The organism is Comamonas fluminis (assembly GCF_019186805.1).
Classification (GTDB): Bacteria; Pseudomonadota; Gammaproteobacteria; order Burkholderiales; family Burkholderiaceae_C; genus Comamonas; species Comamonas fluminis.
Map to the genome: position 1 here is coordinate 3,713,184 of NZ_CP066783.1, position 16,783 is coordinate 3,729,966.

The 16,783-nt window shown below is 49.7% G+C and carries 15 protein-coding genes and 1 pseudogene; 7 read left to right on the forward strand and 9 right to left on the reverse strand.

The features are described from left to right. Positions 1 to 183: 183 nt before the first annotated feature. The gene (locus tag JDW18_RS17135) at positions 184 to 2,535 is read left to right on the forward strand and encodes an ATP-binding protein (protein WP_218240657.1); all 2,352 of its coding nucleotides are present in this window, start codon (positions 184 to 186) and stop codon (positions 2,533 to 2,535) included. Positions 2,536 to 3,027: 492 nt separating this feature from the next. Then, a complete protein-coding gene (locus tag JDW18_RS17140; RefSeq protein ID WP_246610034.1) occupies positions 3,028 to 5,196 on the forward strand; it encodes an ATP-binding protein in 2,169 nt (722 codons plus the stop codon). Positions 5,197 to 5,520: 324 nt separating this feature from the next. On the opposite strand, the gene tnpC is transcribed toward JDW18_RS17140, so the two are convergent. Beyond that, complete coding sequence (gene tnpC, locus JDW18_RS17145; protein ID WP_218240658.1) at positions 5,521 to 6,969, reverse strand: IS66 family transposase; 1,449 nt, start codon at positions 6,967 to 6,969, stop codon at positions 5,521 to 5,523. A 72-nt stretch (positions 6,970 to 7,041) separates the two neighbouring features. On the opposite strand from tnpC, the gene JDW18_RS17150 reads away from it, so the two are divergent. Continuing rightward, positions 7,042 to 8,192, forward strand: a protein-coding gene (locus JDW18_RS17150) for an IS3 family transposase (RefSeq protein ID WP_218239616.1) whose coding sequence is annotated in 2 segments (ribosomal slippage) — positions 7,042 to 7,288 and positions 7,288 to 8,192 — 1,152 coding nt in all. Because the reading frame shifts where the segments join, the coding sequence is not laid out codon by codon here. A 15-nt stretch (positions 8,193 to 8,207) separates the two neighbouring features. Here the strand turns inward: JDW18_RS17150 and JDW18_RS17155 are convergent. The 5 genes from JDW18_RS17155 to JDW18_RS17170 all read right to left on the reverse strand — a co-directional run bounded on the left by JDW18_RS17155 (position 8,208) and on the right by JDW18_RS17170 (position 10,396). Continuing rightward, positions 8,208 to 8,663, reverse strand: a complete 456-nt coding sequence (locus tag JDW18_RS17155; protein ID WP_218240659.1) for a hypothetical protein — start codon at positions 8,661 to 8,663, stop codon at positions 8,208 to 8,210. Beyond that, complete coding sequence (locus JDW18_RS22875) at positions 8,576 to 8,803, reverse strand: helix-turn-helix domain-containing protein (protein ID WP_425514811.1); 228 nt, start codon at positions 8,801 to 8,803, stop codon at positions 8,576 to 8,578. Before JDW18_RS22875 ends, JDW18_RS17155 begins: the two co-directional genes overlap by 88 nt. Before the next feature lie 145 nt (positions 8,804 to 8,948). Further along, the gene (gene tnpB / locus JDW18_RS17165; RefSeq protein WP_218240661.1) at positions 8,949 to 9,299 is read right to left on the reverse strand and encodes an IS66 family insertion sequence element accessory protein TnpB; all 351 of its coding nucleotides are present in this window, start codon (positions 9,297 to 9,299) and stop codon (positions 8,949 to 8,951) included. A 41-nt stretch (positions 9,300 to 9,340) separates the two neighbouring features. Further along, a complete protein-coding gene (tnpA, locus tag JDW18_RS22880; RefSeq protein WP_425514747.1) occupies positions 9,341 to 9,622 on the reverse strand; it encodes an IS66 family insertion sequence element accessory protein TnpA in 282 nt (93 codons plus the stop codon). 150 nt (positions 9,623 to 9,772) lie between these two features. Continuing rightward, complete coding sequence (locus tag JDW18_RS17170) at positions 9,773 to 10,396, reverse strand: IS110 family transposase (RefSeq protein ID WP_218240662.1); 624 nt, start codon at positions 10,394 to 10,396, stop codon at positions 9,773 to 9,775. A gap of 80 nt (positions 10,397 to 10,476) precedes the next feature. On the opposite strand from JDW18_RS17170, the pseudogene JDW18_RS17175 reads away from it, so the two are divergent. Both JDW18_RS17175 and JDW18_RS17180 read left to right on the forward strand, forming a co-directional pair. After that, positions 10,477 to 10,836, forward strand: a pseudogene (locus tag JDW18_RS17175) (integrase core domain-containing protein); the annotation flags it as partial. Between the two features lie 170 nt (positions 10,837 to 11,006). Continuing rightward, positions 11,007 to 12,080 carry a hypothetical protein gene (locus JDW18_RS17180; RefSeq protein WP_218240664.1) on the forward strand — a complete coding sequence of 358 codons (1,074 nt, stop codon included), beginning with the start codon at positions 11,007 to 11,009 and terminating at the stop codon, positions 12,078 to 12,080. Here the strand turns inward: JDW18_RS17180 and JDW18_RS17185 are convergent. From JDW18_RS17185 to JDW18_RS17195, 3 genes are all read right to left on the reverse strand, one after another. Then, positions 12,054 to 13,334, reverse strand: coding sequence for a DUF3987 domain-containing protein (locus JDW18_RS17185; RefSeq protein WP_218240666.1), 1,281 nt, complete (start codon positions 13,332 to 13,334; stop codon positions 12,054 to 12,056). The two genes, JDW18_RS17180 and JDW18_RS17185, sit on opposite strands and share 27 nt — an antisense overlap. A gap of 1 nt (position 13,335) precedes the next feature. Then, the gene (locus JDW18_RS17190) at positions 13,336 to 14,499 is read right to left on the reverse strand and encodes a YagK/YfjJ domain-containing protein (protein ID WP_218240667.1); all 1,164 of its coding nucleotides are present in this window, start codon (positions 14,497 to 14,499) and stop codon (positions 13,336 to 13,338) included. Between the two features lie 164 nt (positions 14,500 to 14,663). Further along, complete coding sequence (locus tag JDW18_RS17195) at positions 14,664 to 14,936, reverse strand: helix-turn-helix transcriptional regulator (RefSeq protein WP_218240669.1); 273 nt, start codon at positions 14,934 to 14,936, stop codon at positions 14,664 to 14,666. Positions 14,937 to 15,329: 393 nt separating this feature from the next. Here JDW18_RS17195 and JDW18_RS17200 point away from each other — a divergent pair, with 393 nt between their 5' ends. Together JDW18_RS17200 and JDW18_RS17205 are read left to right on the forward strand one after the other, a co-directional pair. Beyond that, positions 15,330 to 15,668, forward strand: a complete 339-nt coding sequence (locus JDW18_RS17200) for a hypothetical protein (RefSeq protein WP_218240670.1) — start codon at positions 15,330 to 15,332, stop codon at positions 15,666 to 15,668. A gap of 30 nt (positions 15,669 to 15,698) precedes the next feature. After that, positions 15,699 to 16,682, forward strand: coding sequence for a DUF932 domain-containing protein (locus JDW18_RS17205; protein WP_218240671.1), 984 nt, complete (start codon positions 15,699 to 15,701; stop codon positions 16,680 to 16,682). Positions 16,683 to 16,783 lie beyond the last annotated feature (101 nt).

Below are 16,783 nucleotides of genomic sequence, written 5' to 3' on the forward strand. Positions count from 1 at the left end.
GCATAAACGGCCGATCCCGTTTTCCTCACCAGGCTCATGCCGAACCCAGTTGACCATTGCCTCCGATGTTTCAGCTAACCGAAGCCTTCATTGCGGGCACAGCCAGGCGAGAAGCTGGAGCGGGATATCGTTTTTCTGGGTACAGGCGCGCCCTAGCCGATCTCTCACGGGCAGAATCCATGCATGACTGTAGGCTACGATTTTCAAAACCTCTCGTTTGACGACTTTGAGCGGCTATGCGCCGACCTGATGCAAGTTCGGATTGGGGTACCGCTTGAGTCTTTCAAGGTCGGTCGAGATGGCGGTATCGACTTACGGTACGCGCCGTCTAGAGACCGAACAACCATCATCCAGTGCAAACGGTATGCGCCAGATGCATTCGCGCGTCTGTACAGAGACCTTGAGAGCAAGGAGCTTGCGAAGGTCAGAGTGCTCGCCCCGCAACGCTATGTACTCTGTACTTCGTGCAAGCTCAGTCCACCTCAGAAAGAAAAGCTGCTGAGCCTCCTGGTGCCTCACTGCCTGAGCTCCGGAGACATTTTGGGTGCGGGTGAGTTGAACAGCATCGTTGCAGCCAACCCTGACATCGAGCGGCGGCACTTCAAGCTCTGGCTAAGTTCCGTTGCAGTGCTTGAACGAGTTCTAAACGCGGGAATTTTTTCCTATAGCGAGCATGAGGTTGAGATGCTCCAGCGAGAGATCTCCAGATATGTCGTTCATGATGGCTTCGACCGCGCACTTCGTACGTTAGACGATACGCACCACTGCATCATCGTGGGCATTCCTGGGGTAGGCAAAACGACTGCGGCGCGCTTGCTGCTCGCACACTATTTAAGGGAAGGCTACGACGTCGTCTCTGTTACTCGTGACGTTGACGAAGCTTGGCGGATGCTCAGTCGGTCTGCCGATGCCAAGCAAGTTATCTACTACGACGACTTTCTTGGTCAGGTGACGTTCTCACAGAAGCTAGAGAAGAACGAGGACCGGCGTCTGCTGGAGCTGATGACGCATTGCAAGAACAGCAAGAACAAACGGTTCATTCTCACGACACGTGACTACATTCTGGATCAGGCAATGGGCGCGCATGAGCCCCTGGATCGAGCAAAGGCCAACTTAAAACGTTCAACGGTCACCCTCGATGACTACTCCCCCATCGTTCGGGCGAGGCTGCTAGCGAATCACCTACAGTTTTCGAGCCTTGGCTTGAACGTGCTCCAGGCCGTAGTGGACACACGTGCCTACACGACCATCATTGAACATCCCAACTTTCTGCCTCGAGTTGTCGAGCAGCTTTGCTCAGAAAGTGAAATTGAGGGTAAGACGCCTCAGCAGTTCATTGACAACGCACTTGCCGTGCTAAACGACCCGTCACGAGTGTGGCTGCGTCCCTTCCGGCAGCTGACCGTCGATGCGCGTAACCTCGCTTACACGCTCGCCAGCTTGGACGGCATCTGTGAATATGAGCGTCTGGAGGCAGGTTGGCGCTCGTTGAATCTCCAGCTTGGACATCGCAGCGATAGATCCTTCGTCGACGTGCTGCGCGAGGTTGAGGGCTCGTTCACCCAATCGCAAAAGTACCCTGGGTTTGGCCGCACAAGCAGGCTTGAAGGGCGTATGGTGCGATTCGTCAACCCGTCGGTCCGAGAATTCGTGATGGCCGATCTGCTCAACCAAGATGAGCTTCTTGTGGCCGTTTTTGAATCTGCAGTCTCTTTCACGCAGCTTCTTTTCTGGAGGGAAGCACGCTACAGCCTATCCAGCAAGAGCTCCACATCCGCAGCCGCCAAATTCGCCGGGGCAATTTCGGCGAAGGCACCTCAACTCCTGTCCGTTGTCGAACCGAGATTGGAGATGTATTTAGGGAGGCAGACGGTTTTCTGGAATCTTGATGGCAGAAAGCTCAAAAGGCTGTACGCACTCTTTGAAGCCCTTTCCAGCATGAGCCACCCAAGCCAATTGCGCAGTGTCTGTACCGCAATCTTCGGTAACAACCTGCGAGAGTTCGCTGAGATGATACCGGGCCAAGAGCTTACCTGGTTACCCGAGGTCTTGAAGGTTGTCTTGGATCATTACAGGTCTGACGAACCAGAAACGGCTGCGACCGCCTGCCAGATACTGGAGGTTGACAAATGGGATAGATACGCGAGGAATTTCTTGGATGTGCGTTATCTTTGGGACGCAGCTAGATGGGCGATCGAACTTGCTCCTGATGCCGGCGACTGGCACGATCGAACCCGTGATGCTCTTATCGCAAAGACCAAGGAGCTATGTTCAGATGTGCCGGACGATTGGAGCGCTGACGACCTAGTGGACGCTAGTGCCGAACTAGAGTTGCTCATGGATGACCTGGAAGCGCAACTCGAACAAGAAGTAGAGAAGCTTCGGACCCTCGCGGGTGAGTTGCAGCATGCCGAAGAAGAACACGACGAGTACCAGTCCTCTCTGTCAACGCGATATGGTCGAGACAGGGTCGGCGACCCACGCTCCGACGTAGATGGCGTGTTCCGAACTTTAGTCGAGCAGCTTGAACGTTAAGCGCACAGCCGACTCTGTGTCGCCCGGTACGTCTTTTCAGAGGAGCAGATGATCGTTGGCCACATCGTAATGATCCGAACCGCCATTGCTCTGTCGTCCTCCTTCCTCATGCTCCTCCGCGCCGAGGAGCTGTTTCACGCGAACTTGCTTGGCTTCCCCTACGGAATCTAAAGATGAGCAGCTTGAGGACATCCTCCTCGCGTTTAGAAGCTCGTTGAGGTCGCTAACGTCGGCTATACGGCGCACGCACAGGGAGAAAACATCGCTGCTGGATCGCCAATTCCACTCGGCTATGACCGCTTCAAATGTGTCTGGCCGACCCCGGCCACCCAGCTCCGCCTCAATACAGCAGCGGCAGGACCTCCCCAACCAACATGCGCTCACTCAAGTGACACGTTGCCGCCAAGTCCTGTAGTCGGTCTCTTCTGGTGAAGTACGAATTGGAATGGCGATGGGAACGCTGTACGCTAGAACCACAACGAGGGAGAGAATATGAACAAGCTGAAGCTCCAGCTGGAGCATTGCTATGGAATCCGCAAACTTGACGTTGTGCTGGACTTCAGTAGCAGTGCTGCGGTCGCCATCTACGCGCCCAACGGATCGATGAAGAGTTCGCTGGCCAGCGCCTTCCAGGACATCGCAGACGGTAATGCATCTCGGGACCGGATTTTCCCGAGCCGCGCTACAGTGCGTGTGGTCCAGGATGAGAACAGTGCCAACATTCAGGCCGCCAACGTGCTCGTTCTCAGGCCTTACGAGGAATTTTCCAACAAGGGAAACGCCACTGCAACTCTCCTGGTGAATGCCGCCCTCCGGCAGGAATATGAAGCGTTGCACGCAGGTGTCACTGCTGCGCGGGCTGCCCTGATAACCGCAGTTAAGGCCACCGCAAAAACCAAACGACCGATTGAGCGCGAGGTCTTGTCGGCATTCGCACCTACCAACGGGGATTTCGATGCGACGCTTGCCCGCTTGAAAGAGGAATTAGCCAAGGACTGGGAGCCCGTATTCAAGGACGTTTCGTACGACATCTTGAACGACGAACGGGTCGTTGCGTTCCTGGCACAAGGTGATTTCCGCACGGCTATCAATGACTACACGAAGAAGTACAACGAGCTGCTAGCGGCTTCTAAGTACTTCAAGAAAGGCGGCTTCAACTACTACGCGGCCACCAACGTGGCCAAAGAGTTGAAGGCCAGCGGCTTCTTTAAGGCCAAGCATTCGGTGAGCCTCAACGGTGAAGAAAAAAAGGAGATCAACTCTGAGGCCGAGCTCCAAGCCCTTGTTGATGCGGAACGCGCCAAGATTTCTGAGGACGCCGCGCTGCGCCAAAAGTATGAGGAGCTCGAGAAGCAGATCCAGAAGAACGCGCAGCTCCGCGAGTTCGAGTCGTACTTGCAAGGGCACGAAGACCTGCTGCCAGAGCTCGCCGACCTCGCAGCCTTCAACAAGAAGCTCTGGATGTCGTACCTTAAGGCGAACCACCCTCTGTATGTGGACCTGATAAACAAGGTCGAGCAGGCTGCCGTGCGATCCGCCGAGATCGAGGCGCAGGCCAGCCAGGAACACACGCAATGGCAAGACGTCATTGATATGTTCAACAACCGCTTTATCGTCCCTTTCCATCTTGAAGTGGCCAACAAGATCCAGGTGGTGCTGGGCAAGGAAACGGCACCGCGCCTGGGCTTCGTATTCAAGGACGGCAACGACCATGCGCCAGTCGAGCGGGACGCCCTGCTGCAAACACTCAGTACAGGCGAGAAGAGGGCGTTCCACGTCCTGAACATGCTGTTCGACATCGAGGTGCGTCGTGCGGCTGGTCAGCAGACACTTCTGGTCGTAGACGACATCGCGGACTCCTTCGACTACAAGAACAAGTACGCCATCGTTCAGTACCTCTCCGACTTGGCCGAGGATCAGCACTTCAAGCTGCTCATCCTGACCCACAACTTCGATTTCTACCGGACCATCGAGAGCCGCCGCCTCGTTCAGCGGAAGAACTGCTTCATGGTGTCAAAGACGACTGCCGGCGTTACGCTCGAGGCGGCTCAGGGCGTACGCAACGTCTTTATCAATGCCTGGAAACCAGCGTTCTTTACCGACGACCGCAAGAAAATCTGCTGCGTGCCCTTCATGCGCAACCTCATCGAGTACACGAAAGGCGAGGCCGACCCCGATTACCTGCTCCTCACTTCGTTGCTTCACTGGAAGGTCGACACGGATCAAATCACCGTGGCGGATCTTGATGGTATCTACGCCAGACTGTTTGGTGCCACCGGGCAGTCGGGCAACCCTACGGCCCGCGTTATTGATCTTCTTGCCGCAGAGGTCGTTGCCTGTCTGCAGGCACCGGACGGCATCAACTTCGAGAACAAGGTCGTGTTGGCGATTGCTACCCGCCTACAGGCTGAGCGGTTCATGGCTGGCAGAATCAACGACGCAGTCTGGCTGGCCGGTATTGCCTCCAATCAGACTCCCGCGCTCCTCAAGCGCTACCGAGCCGACTTCCCTGCGGAGCTCGCCAACGTTAGCGTCATCCAGCGTGTCCTGCTCATGACGCCGGAGAACATTCATCTGAACTCGTTCATGTACGAGCCGATCTTGGACATGTCCGACCAACACCTCCGCCGACTTCACGCAGAAGTCGTCGGCTTGGTCTAGCTGCGGCACGCGAGCTTTAATCACGTCTCAAGTGCAAATAGAGGATAGCGGCGCGCTCCAATCGACCGCGTGTCGCTGCTCCGATTTCACCCTCCTTCAACAGCCTCTGCGGCAGATCCAGATCACACGGAGCGAGCTCCGCCGCCCAGCCATTGCGAAGCCTGCTGCGCGGCCACCGACAGCAGTAAGAGCAAGTGGAGTAGTGAGCCAATGACAGCTTCCGGCACTGAAGCGTTAGGCTGGCTCCGCGCTGCGAAAGACGGCAACCGCTGCAGAGCAGCTGTACCACTACACGTACTGGGCTGCTCTGAAAGCTATGAGTAGTCAAGCAGCGAGGCGTTCTTGCGAAGCGGCAACATCTAGCCCTGCCTTAACATTCCAAGGCATCATTTCTTCGAAATCTTTTTCGCTTTCGGCGTACGGTAGCTTGTTGAGTATCTGTACTAAGTACTGATATGGGTCGAGCTTGTTCAAAATCGCGGATTGAACCATCGTGGTTAGCACTGCTGTTGCATACGCTCCATCCACAGAGGTTGAAAACAGCCAGTTCTTGCGACCGATCACAAGATTTTTGATGCTGCGTTCTGCAATGTTGTTGTCAATGCTCAGAAGTCCATTTTCAACATAGCGAATCACATAAGGCCACTGACCCAGTGCATAGTGAATGGCTTTGCCAAGCAGTGATTTGGGCGCTACAAGCTTTACGTGCTCGTCCAACCACGCTTTGAGCTGGTTCAAGATTGGAATGCTTTGCATCTGCCGCACTCGCTTGCGCTCTGACACTGCAGCCGTCTTCATCCGCGCTTCAATCACGTATAGCTTTTGAATCAGCCCGATAGGCTGCAATGCAATCGATTCCTTAGCATTGACAGCGGGGATGGATTGCTGGACTTCAACGAACTTTCTGCGCACATGCGCCATGCAGCCTACGCGTGCAGCCGCTTGTATGGTGTTGTACCCCGCATACCCATCAACCTGCAGGTAGCCATTGAAAAACTTGCCGTTAGGTGCTGTGAGAAATTTCAATGCATGCGCACCAGCACGTGTGGGCTGGTACTCGAACATAGCCAGTGGCTGTGCGGCATGCTGGCCACTGCAGTATTGCCACATGAATGACTGCGACTGAGGGTCTCGACCAGGCTCTTTGAGAACCTGCAAAGTAGTCTCATCGGCATGAATCACGCCTTGGCGAAGCAGGATCTCGCGGAAGCGCTCATAGACCGGCGTCAATCGATCAGCCAAGCTAATCATGAGATTAGCCAAGGTTGTTCGGTTGATGGTCATGCCCGCACGGTCATACATGTACGTCAACCGATTGAGGGGAAGTGCAAACTGATATTTATTGACAGCGATGTCTGCCAACACCGACGAGCTCCCGAAGCTGCTACCCGGAATCACTGATTTAGGAATGGGCGCTACAGCAAATTTATTGCAGCATCGGCATACATACTTTTTCGCGATGAAGCGCTTAACAACCAACTTGGCGGGGATGAGCTCCAATCGTTCAGTGGACTCGTCGCCAATTAATTTCATTGGCTGATCGCAGCCAGAGCACTTTTGCTCAGCTTCAGCGAGGTCGCAAGTAACGTCTTCGCGGGGTAAGTGTGCTGGCAGTGGTTTACGACCGGCATTGCTGACCAATCGAGGTTTTTTGATAACTGCTGGTATTTCAGCCTCGTCGTTGGCCACGACTTCGTCGGAATTCAGCGGCGCAACTTGCTCTGAACTCGTACCGAACTGCTCTTGACGAAACCGAGCAAGCTGCTCAGTCATCAAACGGTTTGAATCGCCCCGGGTTTTCTAGACACTTCTGAGCCTCAATCCCGAGGCCCAATAGGAGGTGCCATGAGTAAGCCTAAATATCCAGACGAATTCAAGATCGAAGCCATCAAGCAGATCACACAACGAGGCCACAAGGTCGCTGACGTGTCACAGCGCCTTGGCGTTAGTCAACATAGCCTGTATCAGTGGCTGAAGACGCATTCAGGGCCTCCCGCAGAGCGACAAGCTCAACTTACGCAGACAGAAGAGTTGCGCAGACTAAAGTCCGAGCTCAAGCGTGTGACCGAGGAGCGTGACATCCTAAAAAAGGCCGCAGCGTACTTTGCCAAGCAGCTCGGGTGAAGTACGCATTTATTCAGAAACATGAGCACGAATACAGCATTCGTAGCATGTGCAAAGTCATGGTGGTACATCCCAGCGGGTATTACGCTTGGAAAGCTGAACCCGTCAGCCCACGGGCTCGGGATGATCTGCGACTGCAAGGTTTGCTCAAACAAGCCTGGCTTGAAAGTGGTGGTGTGTACGGCTACCGCAAGCTCACACTGGACATGCGGGATCTGGGAGAGCGCTGCGGTAAACACCGCGTGGCCCGTTTGCTCAAGCTCCAAGGGCTGCGTTCGCAAACGGGATACCGGCGCCGCCCTGGGATGCGCGGAGGCAAGCCCGCCATAGTTGCCCCTAACCACCTGCAGCGCCGCTTCGCTGTGGATGAGCCCAATCAATCGTGGGTGACCGACATCACGTACATCCGCACTCACGAGGGATGGCTGTACCTGGCAGTGGTGGTTGATCTGTTCTCCCGTCTGGTCGTGGGCTGGTCCATGGGCAGCCGCATCGATACCGACTTGGTACTCGATGCACTACTGATGGCTCTGTGGCGTCGTCGACCTGATCAGGCGGTCATGGTGCATTCGGATCAGGGAAGTCAGTTCACCGGGCATGACTGGCAGGACTTCCTACGAGATCACAACCTAGTCTCCAGCATGAGTCGCCGCGGTAACTGTCATGACAACGCAGTGGCCGAGAGCTTCTTCCAGTTGCTCAAGCGCGAGCGAATTCGTCGCCAGATCTACACGTCGCGCGAGGACGCAAGGGCAGATATCTTCAACTACATCGAGATGTTCTACAACCCAAAAAGGCGTCACGGCACTGCAGGAGATATTTCTCCGATAGAGTTCGAGAAACGCCATTCCCAACGGCTTAAAAGTGTCTAGGGAATCCGGGGCGATTCAGTTTGACTCCTGCAGCTTCAGAATTTCCTGCTGAGCTGTGGAAAGTTGAAGCCCTTGCTGAGCTGCTTCGAGTGCCTTCTGCTGGATTTGGTTTTTCTGTAGTTTTAGCAGAGAACAAAGACGCCGCTGCACATGACCTTCGTGTCCAAAAATGATCCGTTGGGTCATGTCGATTGATGGAAAAAACGCATCAATCACGAGCCCTAACGTTTCATCTTCCTTGAAGTCAAATTGGCATGTTAGTTCTTCAATCTCCGCTTTCAGCTGGGTGCTTGGAAGTTCTGGCCATGGAGCTCTTGTGATGATGGGTTGCTCTTGCAGTGGGCGTTCATTACCAAAAAAGACCCACTGGCGTACTTCCAGATCTATAGGAGTAAGTCGATCCCGCGCTTCTCGATCAGATGCAGCAGCTTCAAGGCTGAACCCGTCGGATTTCTGAGGCCCTGCTCCCATTGCCTTACTGCTCCCAAACCCACATTGAGGATTTGCGCCAAAACGGCTTGGCTAACGTTGTGTTTTTCTCGCAGCGCTTTGATCGCAGCACCATCCAACGGCGGCAGCCGATGGTCATCAAGACCAAGATGTTCAGCCATACGGCGTTTGGTGATCTTGACATGGCTATTGGACGGGGCAGAGGATGAAGTTCGGTTTGATGTCACATGTTCTCCAGTCACAAGCCGGAGCTCGAAAACTATATTTCATTGATGTGCAAAACACAAGCATCCAATCACTGGTTGCTCAGCTCAAATATTTTGCGTCCATAGGTCGGTGGGCAAATCGCTGCTCCAGCGCCAATCCATCTAATAGCCAAGCTAGTTGGCGGCGGCTGATGCAAACCGGGACTGCAACCTCCTTGGGCCATCTGAACGTTCCTCGTTCCAGGCGCTTGTACAGAAGCCAAAAGCCATTGCCACCCCAATAAAGGATTTTGATCTTGCTGCAACTGCGGTTGCAGAACACGAAGATCTGTTGGCTGGTGGGAGCCTGCTTGATGACATGCTGCGCGATCGCAGCCAGGCCATCTATGGATTTGCGCATGTCAGTAGCACCAGGAGCCAACCAAACGTTGTCGGAGGTGAATTCAATCACGCAGCCTCCTTCAATACTCGCAAGACACGCAGCAAGGTCTTTTAGTCAAAGCCATCCGTGATCAGAAGCCTATCTCCTGAAGACGTAATGATGGTGATAGGCGAAGGTGCTGAGCCGTTCACTTCAGGGAGTGGTTTAGGTAGTGGATGGCCAGCGTCCGCTTCGATCACCTGAAGGGGGATCAGTGGGTGAGGTGATTCCTTGCGTGAAACCTTTACTGTGCGCTTAGCTGTGCGCCGAGGAGCCGCGTTGTTACGACTCCGCCAATTCGCGAAGGTCTTGTAGTTGATGCCGCGCTGTTCACAAAAGTCTTTTTGTGGCAAACCACTTTGGGACTACTCCAAGCTGAGAGCCTCCCAGGCTTCGAAGCTTGAGTCTTTTACGGAATTGACCATCGAAATTTCCCCAGATTGACGTAGTCGTCATTCTTTGGTTCAGAGGTCTAAATCACAAGAAGGGGTAGAAATTGGCGCTTACAGATCAATGAATTCCTGGCAAGTGTGCTGCCGTACATGAGCGGGGGTGGGGAATTCGATCATGAACCTCACCCACCACTCGTTGCGAGTGCTGCTCCAGTATTTGTGCATCTCTGGGAAGTACAGCGGTACATGGTGATTGATGATCGCGTTCTGCACCTTGGTCCTTGCCCTGCTGATTTGATAATAAGTTTTAGACAGCTCCTGAATGTCGTGGTGACCAGCGATCATGGGATTAACAAATCGCTGAATACGCCCCAGCTTGAGCATCTCCAAAATGACCGATGCGTCCTTGGGGTCATTCTTGTCCCACGAATTGAACATAGCCTTTCGAAAGCGTGACTGAGCGACAGAGGAGATAGAGACGACTTCAAAACCTGCCACGAGTAACCGATGTGCTATCGGGCGGTGATAGTCCCCGGTTGGCTCCATGGCTACCCTGCATTGGCCACCCAGGCTGCCCAAGAAGTCAATAAGGCGCTGCATATCAACGGCACTATTGCTCATCCGGAAACGGTGCTTCTGTCCCGATGCGGTTTCAATCAAAACCGCATTCGAGTACCGGGCGATATCTATGGCAACCCAGTTGAGACTGGGGCTGGCAAGAGGTGTATCGGTCATGGCAGTGCTCTCCTTTGGTGGTCAGCGATTCAAAGAATGCTGCTGCCTTGGGGTGATGACAACCACTATGCATTTACTACGGCATCCAGTTCACGAACCGCTCTTGCGATCGGTACGCTGGCGATCACATTTTTGACCGTGTCTGCACTGAGCATGGCATTGAACATCGACTCACCAAGATCAAACATCCGTGGACTAATGGTCAGGTTGAGCGAATGAACCGAACCATAAAAGAAGCCACGGTCAAACGCTTCCATTACGAAGGTCACGAGCAACTACGACAGCATCTGGCGGACTTCATCGATGCCTACAACTTCGGTCGAAGGCTCAAGACACTCAAGGGATTGACCCCGTATGAATTCATTTGCAAGCAGTGGACATCCGAACCCAAACACTTCAGGATTGATCCACTCCATCAAATACTGGGACTAAACACCTAGGGTACGATCACCACTGGCCGTTTACCGAGAGCAGTTGATCAACAGCTCTCAGCATTCCACCCTCATTCATTGAATCCATGGGTGTTGCACTACGGATTTGAATCCGCCATTCAAGTTGAAATCGCTGAATTTATGTTAACTCATTTAAAAATAAGTTAAATTTATTTAAAATGATAAAATTTTATCAAGAACCTCAAAATGTCGAATTAGAACTTGACATCAGGACCAAAGCATCCACAATCAATTCAAAAATTAAAAAAGACCAAAAACCCATGCACGATCCTGAATTCAAGATATTTCTAAGAAATTATGCTGATGAAATTCATGATCAGAACATAGCATTCGAAAGTCATGCATTTAATTTAAAACAGAAGCTTTATGCGATATGGAAAAAATCAGTTGACTATATTTCAAAGACAGAAGATAAATACAAAAACTCACTATTAAGAAATCTTACTCTTATCAATAATTCTTATCTTGAAAATAATGACCCGCGAAATGAAAAATTAGCACTATCTACATCGAGATTAATTATAGATAAATCCAAAGATATTGCAACTCGAGAGTACATTCTAACATTAAGATGCATTTACAGAATCAAATATATATACGAAACTAATTTCAATCAAAATAAATCAATCTCAACTCCATTTACAGACGAGTTTAAAGAATTACTATTTGCAGATGAAAATTTTGAAAGTGGAAAATTTATCAACTTAATTGTTCAAGAATTTTTCCCTCTCTCAATACACGCTAATGAACTAGGAAAATCATGTGGTTTAAAACTAGGCATTCCTATATCTGAGGAAGTTAGAAACTATAGATCAGCCACAGGTTCACAAAGTTCAAAGGCCTTAAAAGCTTTGAAGACTTTAAAGGCGTTGAAAGAATTAGATCATGACGCTTCAGAGGCAATTTCATCTTTAGAGGAAGTCTTTAAACCCTATGGCGAAGAAGTTCTCAAGTTTCGCATCCGATCAATTATTCCAAAGCTCAATAAAAGTTCAAAATACAGAAGTATCCAATCAATTATAGATGATAATGAAAAATTATTTTCTGATGTTTTGATTGATTATCAGCAAGGGATAGGAAGCCCGGCTGTCAAAGGAGGTGAAAATATCACATTTGGTGAAAATTTACGTATATCTGATTTAGTTGACTTAATCAAGAAGTGGAAGATTTTTCCAGAAATTAAGGCTCATATTAAAAATCTCAATCTAGAAAAGATGAGGGAAATTATTTAATCTAAAATATCTTCTTCCTCCATGAAAATATTTTAGAATCTTACCTTGGTAAATAAGATTATCAATCGAAGCATCCAATATGTCAGCCTTGCGTATGGACTGCGGACCGCACCGAAGAATCTCACTTCGAGTTATAAAGCAATTACCCGTACGCTGAAATCTTTTTAGAAGATAGGAATATAATCCATCTACCTCTTGAAAGAATTTCACCTCATCTTTACCATTTCCAAAAATTCTCTTTGCCTCATCAAGGTGCCAAACGACTATATCAGTAGCAGCTTTTATAATCCACCCTTTAACATCCTGATTAGGTTCTACGAAGTACTGAATAACAGCTGCCACACGACAGATCAACTCACCGCTGCGGCTGATGAATGATCGCATCTCGCTCCAATTTTCATATGGTTCGGAGATTTTTTTTGTTTGCAAATGATATTGATTCCAGAGATCTGCGGCTTCAGAATTAAAGCCAATGTGTTGGCGTGAAATTTCAGACTTTCCTATAGACCTTGCATATTCCTTCATCAACTCTTTCACCCGCAGATGAAAAGCATGTCTCGCAAGATCCTCTTCATTAAGACGCTCAACCCATCTACTGGAATTTATTCCACTGATTGCCTGGGAAATCAGCATACGTGGCATCAGGCCGGACTGTACGAATAACTCACCCTTCTTGCTCAAAAAGCGTTCGAAAGTTATATCCTGGGTCATCATGCACAAAGCAACATGCCTATCATGCAAAATAGTTGAACCTTGGGACCTAGTTACTTCATTGATTGCAGATCCATCAAAGCGCTTGCACAAACTAGGCATATCTAAATTTTTAAAGAGCAATGCTGCCTCGTCCAGTGCGTAAAACAACGAATAAGCACCACCTTTAAAAATATCTATTACCCCTTTATTTGTGGCCGCTTCAATGAGGAACTGATGGCTCTTCAGTCCTTCCATAGGAATATCTGAAAATCGTCCTCGCTCAAAATCCTCAAACCCCTTCATCACCTTTTTGAGTACACTGGATTTCCTATCTCCTGACTTGGCAATCACACATGAGAACAGGCTTACAGGCAACACCTCACCATATGGAACTTTGACATCAGCAACACCTTGTACAGCTGCCGACATTGCTGTCAGCATTACTGGCACTACCATTTCGTATGATGACTGCGTCGCTGCTACAACTTGCTGCGCAAAATCTTGCAACATTGGTGGAAGCACATGGACTGGGTAAGGCGAATTCTGAGTTAGATAGTTCATTTTAAATATCAACGCCTAAGTTAATGGATGATTTTCTCTTTGGGCCTGGTTTGCTTTTTCTGAGGTTTTTCATTTTTGAGCATCCAAAGGTTCTAAAACCCTCAGGAGCTCTCAATTTCATTGAGACATCAAGCTTTGTAAGGTAGCTAGCGTATGTGCTTAAAATTTTTATCAACCCCTCATCTCTATAATCTATATTCCGCAAATATTCACTAGCAGGTTTACACATGCCTAGAACATTCCATACATAGCTCTCATTACCACAGATGTGGTGATTCCAATCATCCGTTATTGCTCTTGAGTGATAATAAGGATTTTGATATTTTGTACCATTGAGCGCGATGAGCCAATGGATGTGTAGCCCTTTATGGTGTCCACACTCAATTTTCCAGGCGTAAAAAGATAAATTCTTACCGAACATCTTTTTCAGTCTTTTCAGCATGAGATTTCTTTTGACATCGACAACTGAAAATTCCTCAATAATTTCTTGCTCAGTTTTAAAATTAAATGGCTTACGTGGGTGTTCAACATAGAAACCCCAGTCTATTCTGAGCAGAACATTTTTACAGTTAATCTCCCAAGACTGAAGTGCCACCTTCATCAACTGGTGATAACGTTCATTTGCATTTCTATAAAAGCTTTTTATTTCTTCACGCAAATCATCTTTATTCAATGCATCTTTTAGCTGTATAACAAAATTATTTAAGCTATCTACAATCGCATCAGTACGCTTACCACAAGCCATCTTGAATTCATGCTCGCCATAAATTACAGGGTCTACGAGGCCTATACCTTCAATACGCTCACCCTTAGGTGAGGTTGCTGCAACGAAAGCACTGTAGGTCAATTTCATTAAAGGGCTGTAATTAATGATAGATGCGTACTCCTCATCCCATCCCAGCAACCTAGCCTGACTGGCATGATTGAGAATATTTAATATCTGATGTCCTAAACCTGAAGCACGAGCCCTGTAAGTGGTTCCGCTCTTCATCTTAAAGAATGGCATTCTTTTTTTATCCAAAGAAGCTATATTTACTCCAATACTGTAATACATTAATTTCTCATGATAGATTCTTCTATCTTCATAGCTAATAGTAAAACAAGAATCTGATTTATTCTTGAATACAAATCTTTGAAGATCAATGAACTTATCTCTTGCAGACATAAGGACTCTTATTTCATTGATAAATAGTGATAGATAGATAGATAAATACATATATGTATCTATAATACCCAATTTAAATTTCTTATTAACTTGAGGAAATGCCCTATAAATTCGATGCCATTCATCGAGAACTCCTCACAATAAGATTTGATTCTTGTGAAAAATTAATTCAACGATTTAGTACCCTCTTTTATTAAATCGATGTAGTCGAAGACATCCTGAAGCACCCAGCCCACAGCCTTCTCCCCCAGTTTGATGGGTAGGGGAAAGTTCTTGTCGTAGTACTTCGAGGTCTTGTTGATCTTCAAGTACACCGTCGAGCGAGAGATGCTCAAGAGTTGAAGCAACTTGGGTAAACGGATCACGCCTACGTGCAGGCGGCACTCATCTCCTAACTGAGTTGCATGTGAGAAGGAAGGTTGATTCAGCTCGGTCATTCGCTCACCTTGGGTTGTTGTCGGTTGGAACAAATTGGAGCTTTTTCACCAGTCACAGCACAGGTCTGCTTAGCCAGTTGACAAATAGATAAGCATAGCTTGACTGATTTTAAAAAATATGCTTCAAGTCAATTACTCATCACCAATCATTGATCAGCATTGCGAATGCGAATCGAAATTTAGTTCCCCTCGAGGAGAGCAAGCATGCGAAGACCTTCGCAAGCTTGATGTGCTTGGAAAACGGCTGGGTCTGTAGGCAGTCGAAAAATTGAAATCAAATAACTTACAAAAACATATGACTTTATTGAGCACAACCAGGACAGATGCTCAAACAAGGTCTGACCAATCCACGCACTGGGCTTGTCAGAATGTAGGCACTAACTAAGGGAATTTATGACTCGACACATCACTTGCCCTACTTGTGGCAGCTGCAATGTCACTCAGCGCAATTGGGCTAAGAAGCTTTTTGGTGTCTTGGGCACTGCAGCAGGCGCTACAGGAGGCTTTGCAGGAACGATCAGAGGCGCCCAAATCGGTATGACCGCGGGAGCCGCAGCAGGCCCTGCAGGAACTACTGCTGGTGGTCTGGCCGGTGCTGTTTTAGGCGGAATTGCAGGTAGTGCAATTGGATGCGAGTTGGGCACAACCGTCGGTAAAAAAATCGACCAGCACATGCTTGATAACTTTGTTTGTGCATTCTGCGGAAATGCATTTACTGAAGCGTCTGCTTAATTCCTTCCTTATTTATCGAAAGCAATCAACATGGCACATCTCGTAGAAACCATGGCCTATACCGGTCAAACTCCTTGGCACAAACTGGGCCATGCTCTGCCCGCTAGACAAGGCATCGATGTCTGGGCGCAAGCGGCTGGCATGGATTGGCGTATTCAGGAAACGCCGGTGCGTTATCTGGCAAGCGATGCCGATTCTGGTCTTTCAGGTCTGTATGCCGAGCCTAAAGAGTTTCCCGAGCAGAAGGTGCTTTATCGCAGCGATACCCAGGCTCCTTTATCTGTCGTGGGTAGCCGCTACCAGGTAGTGCAACCTCGTGAGGTGCTGGAGTTCTACCGTGATCTGACCGAGGTCGCGGGCTATGAATTGGAGACCGCTGGCGTGCTCAAGGCTGGACGCAAGTTCTGGGCCTTGGCCCGCACTGGCAAGTCGACTGCACTCAAGGGCAATGATGTCGTCAATGGATATTTGCTACTGGCTACGTCCTGTGATGGAACGCTGGCTACGGTGGCCATGCCAACGACGGTGCGGGTGGTCTGCAACAACACGCTGACGATTGCTCTACGTGATGGTGTCGGAGCGGTCAAGGTGCCGCACAGCACGGCTTTCGATGCCCAAGCGGTCAAGCGTCAGTTGGGCGTGGCCGTCGGTCAGTGGGACAGCTTTATGTACCGCATGAAGACGCTTGCCGAGCGCAAGGTCAAGACCCATGAGGCGATGAACTATTTCCTCAAGGTGATCTGCAACACAGACCAGAATTCCGATATGCCGGTGGGCTTGACCAATGAGCGTGCGCTCAAGAAGGTGCAGATGCTCTATGAAGGCCATGGCCGTGGTGCAGAAATGCATGCAGCCAAGGACACGGCCTGGGGCCTTCTGTGCTCTGTGACCGAGTTCATCGACCATGAGAAGCAAGCACGCAGCCAAGACAACCGTCTGGACAGCGCCTGGTTTGGCCAGGGTGCCGTGATCAAGCAACGTGCTTTGGATCATGCACTGCAGTTGGTGGCCTGATGGATTGATGCCATGGCGATGACTGACTGCAGACCTTGTTGTCCGTGTTTGGACGCATCACACCGTTTTTACCCTCTCTGTTTTCCACCCAACCAAGCCAC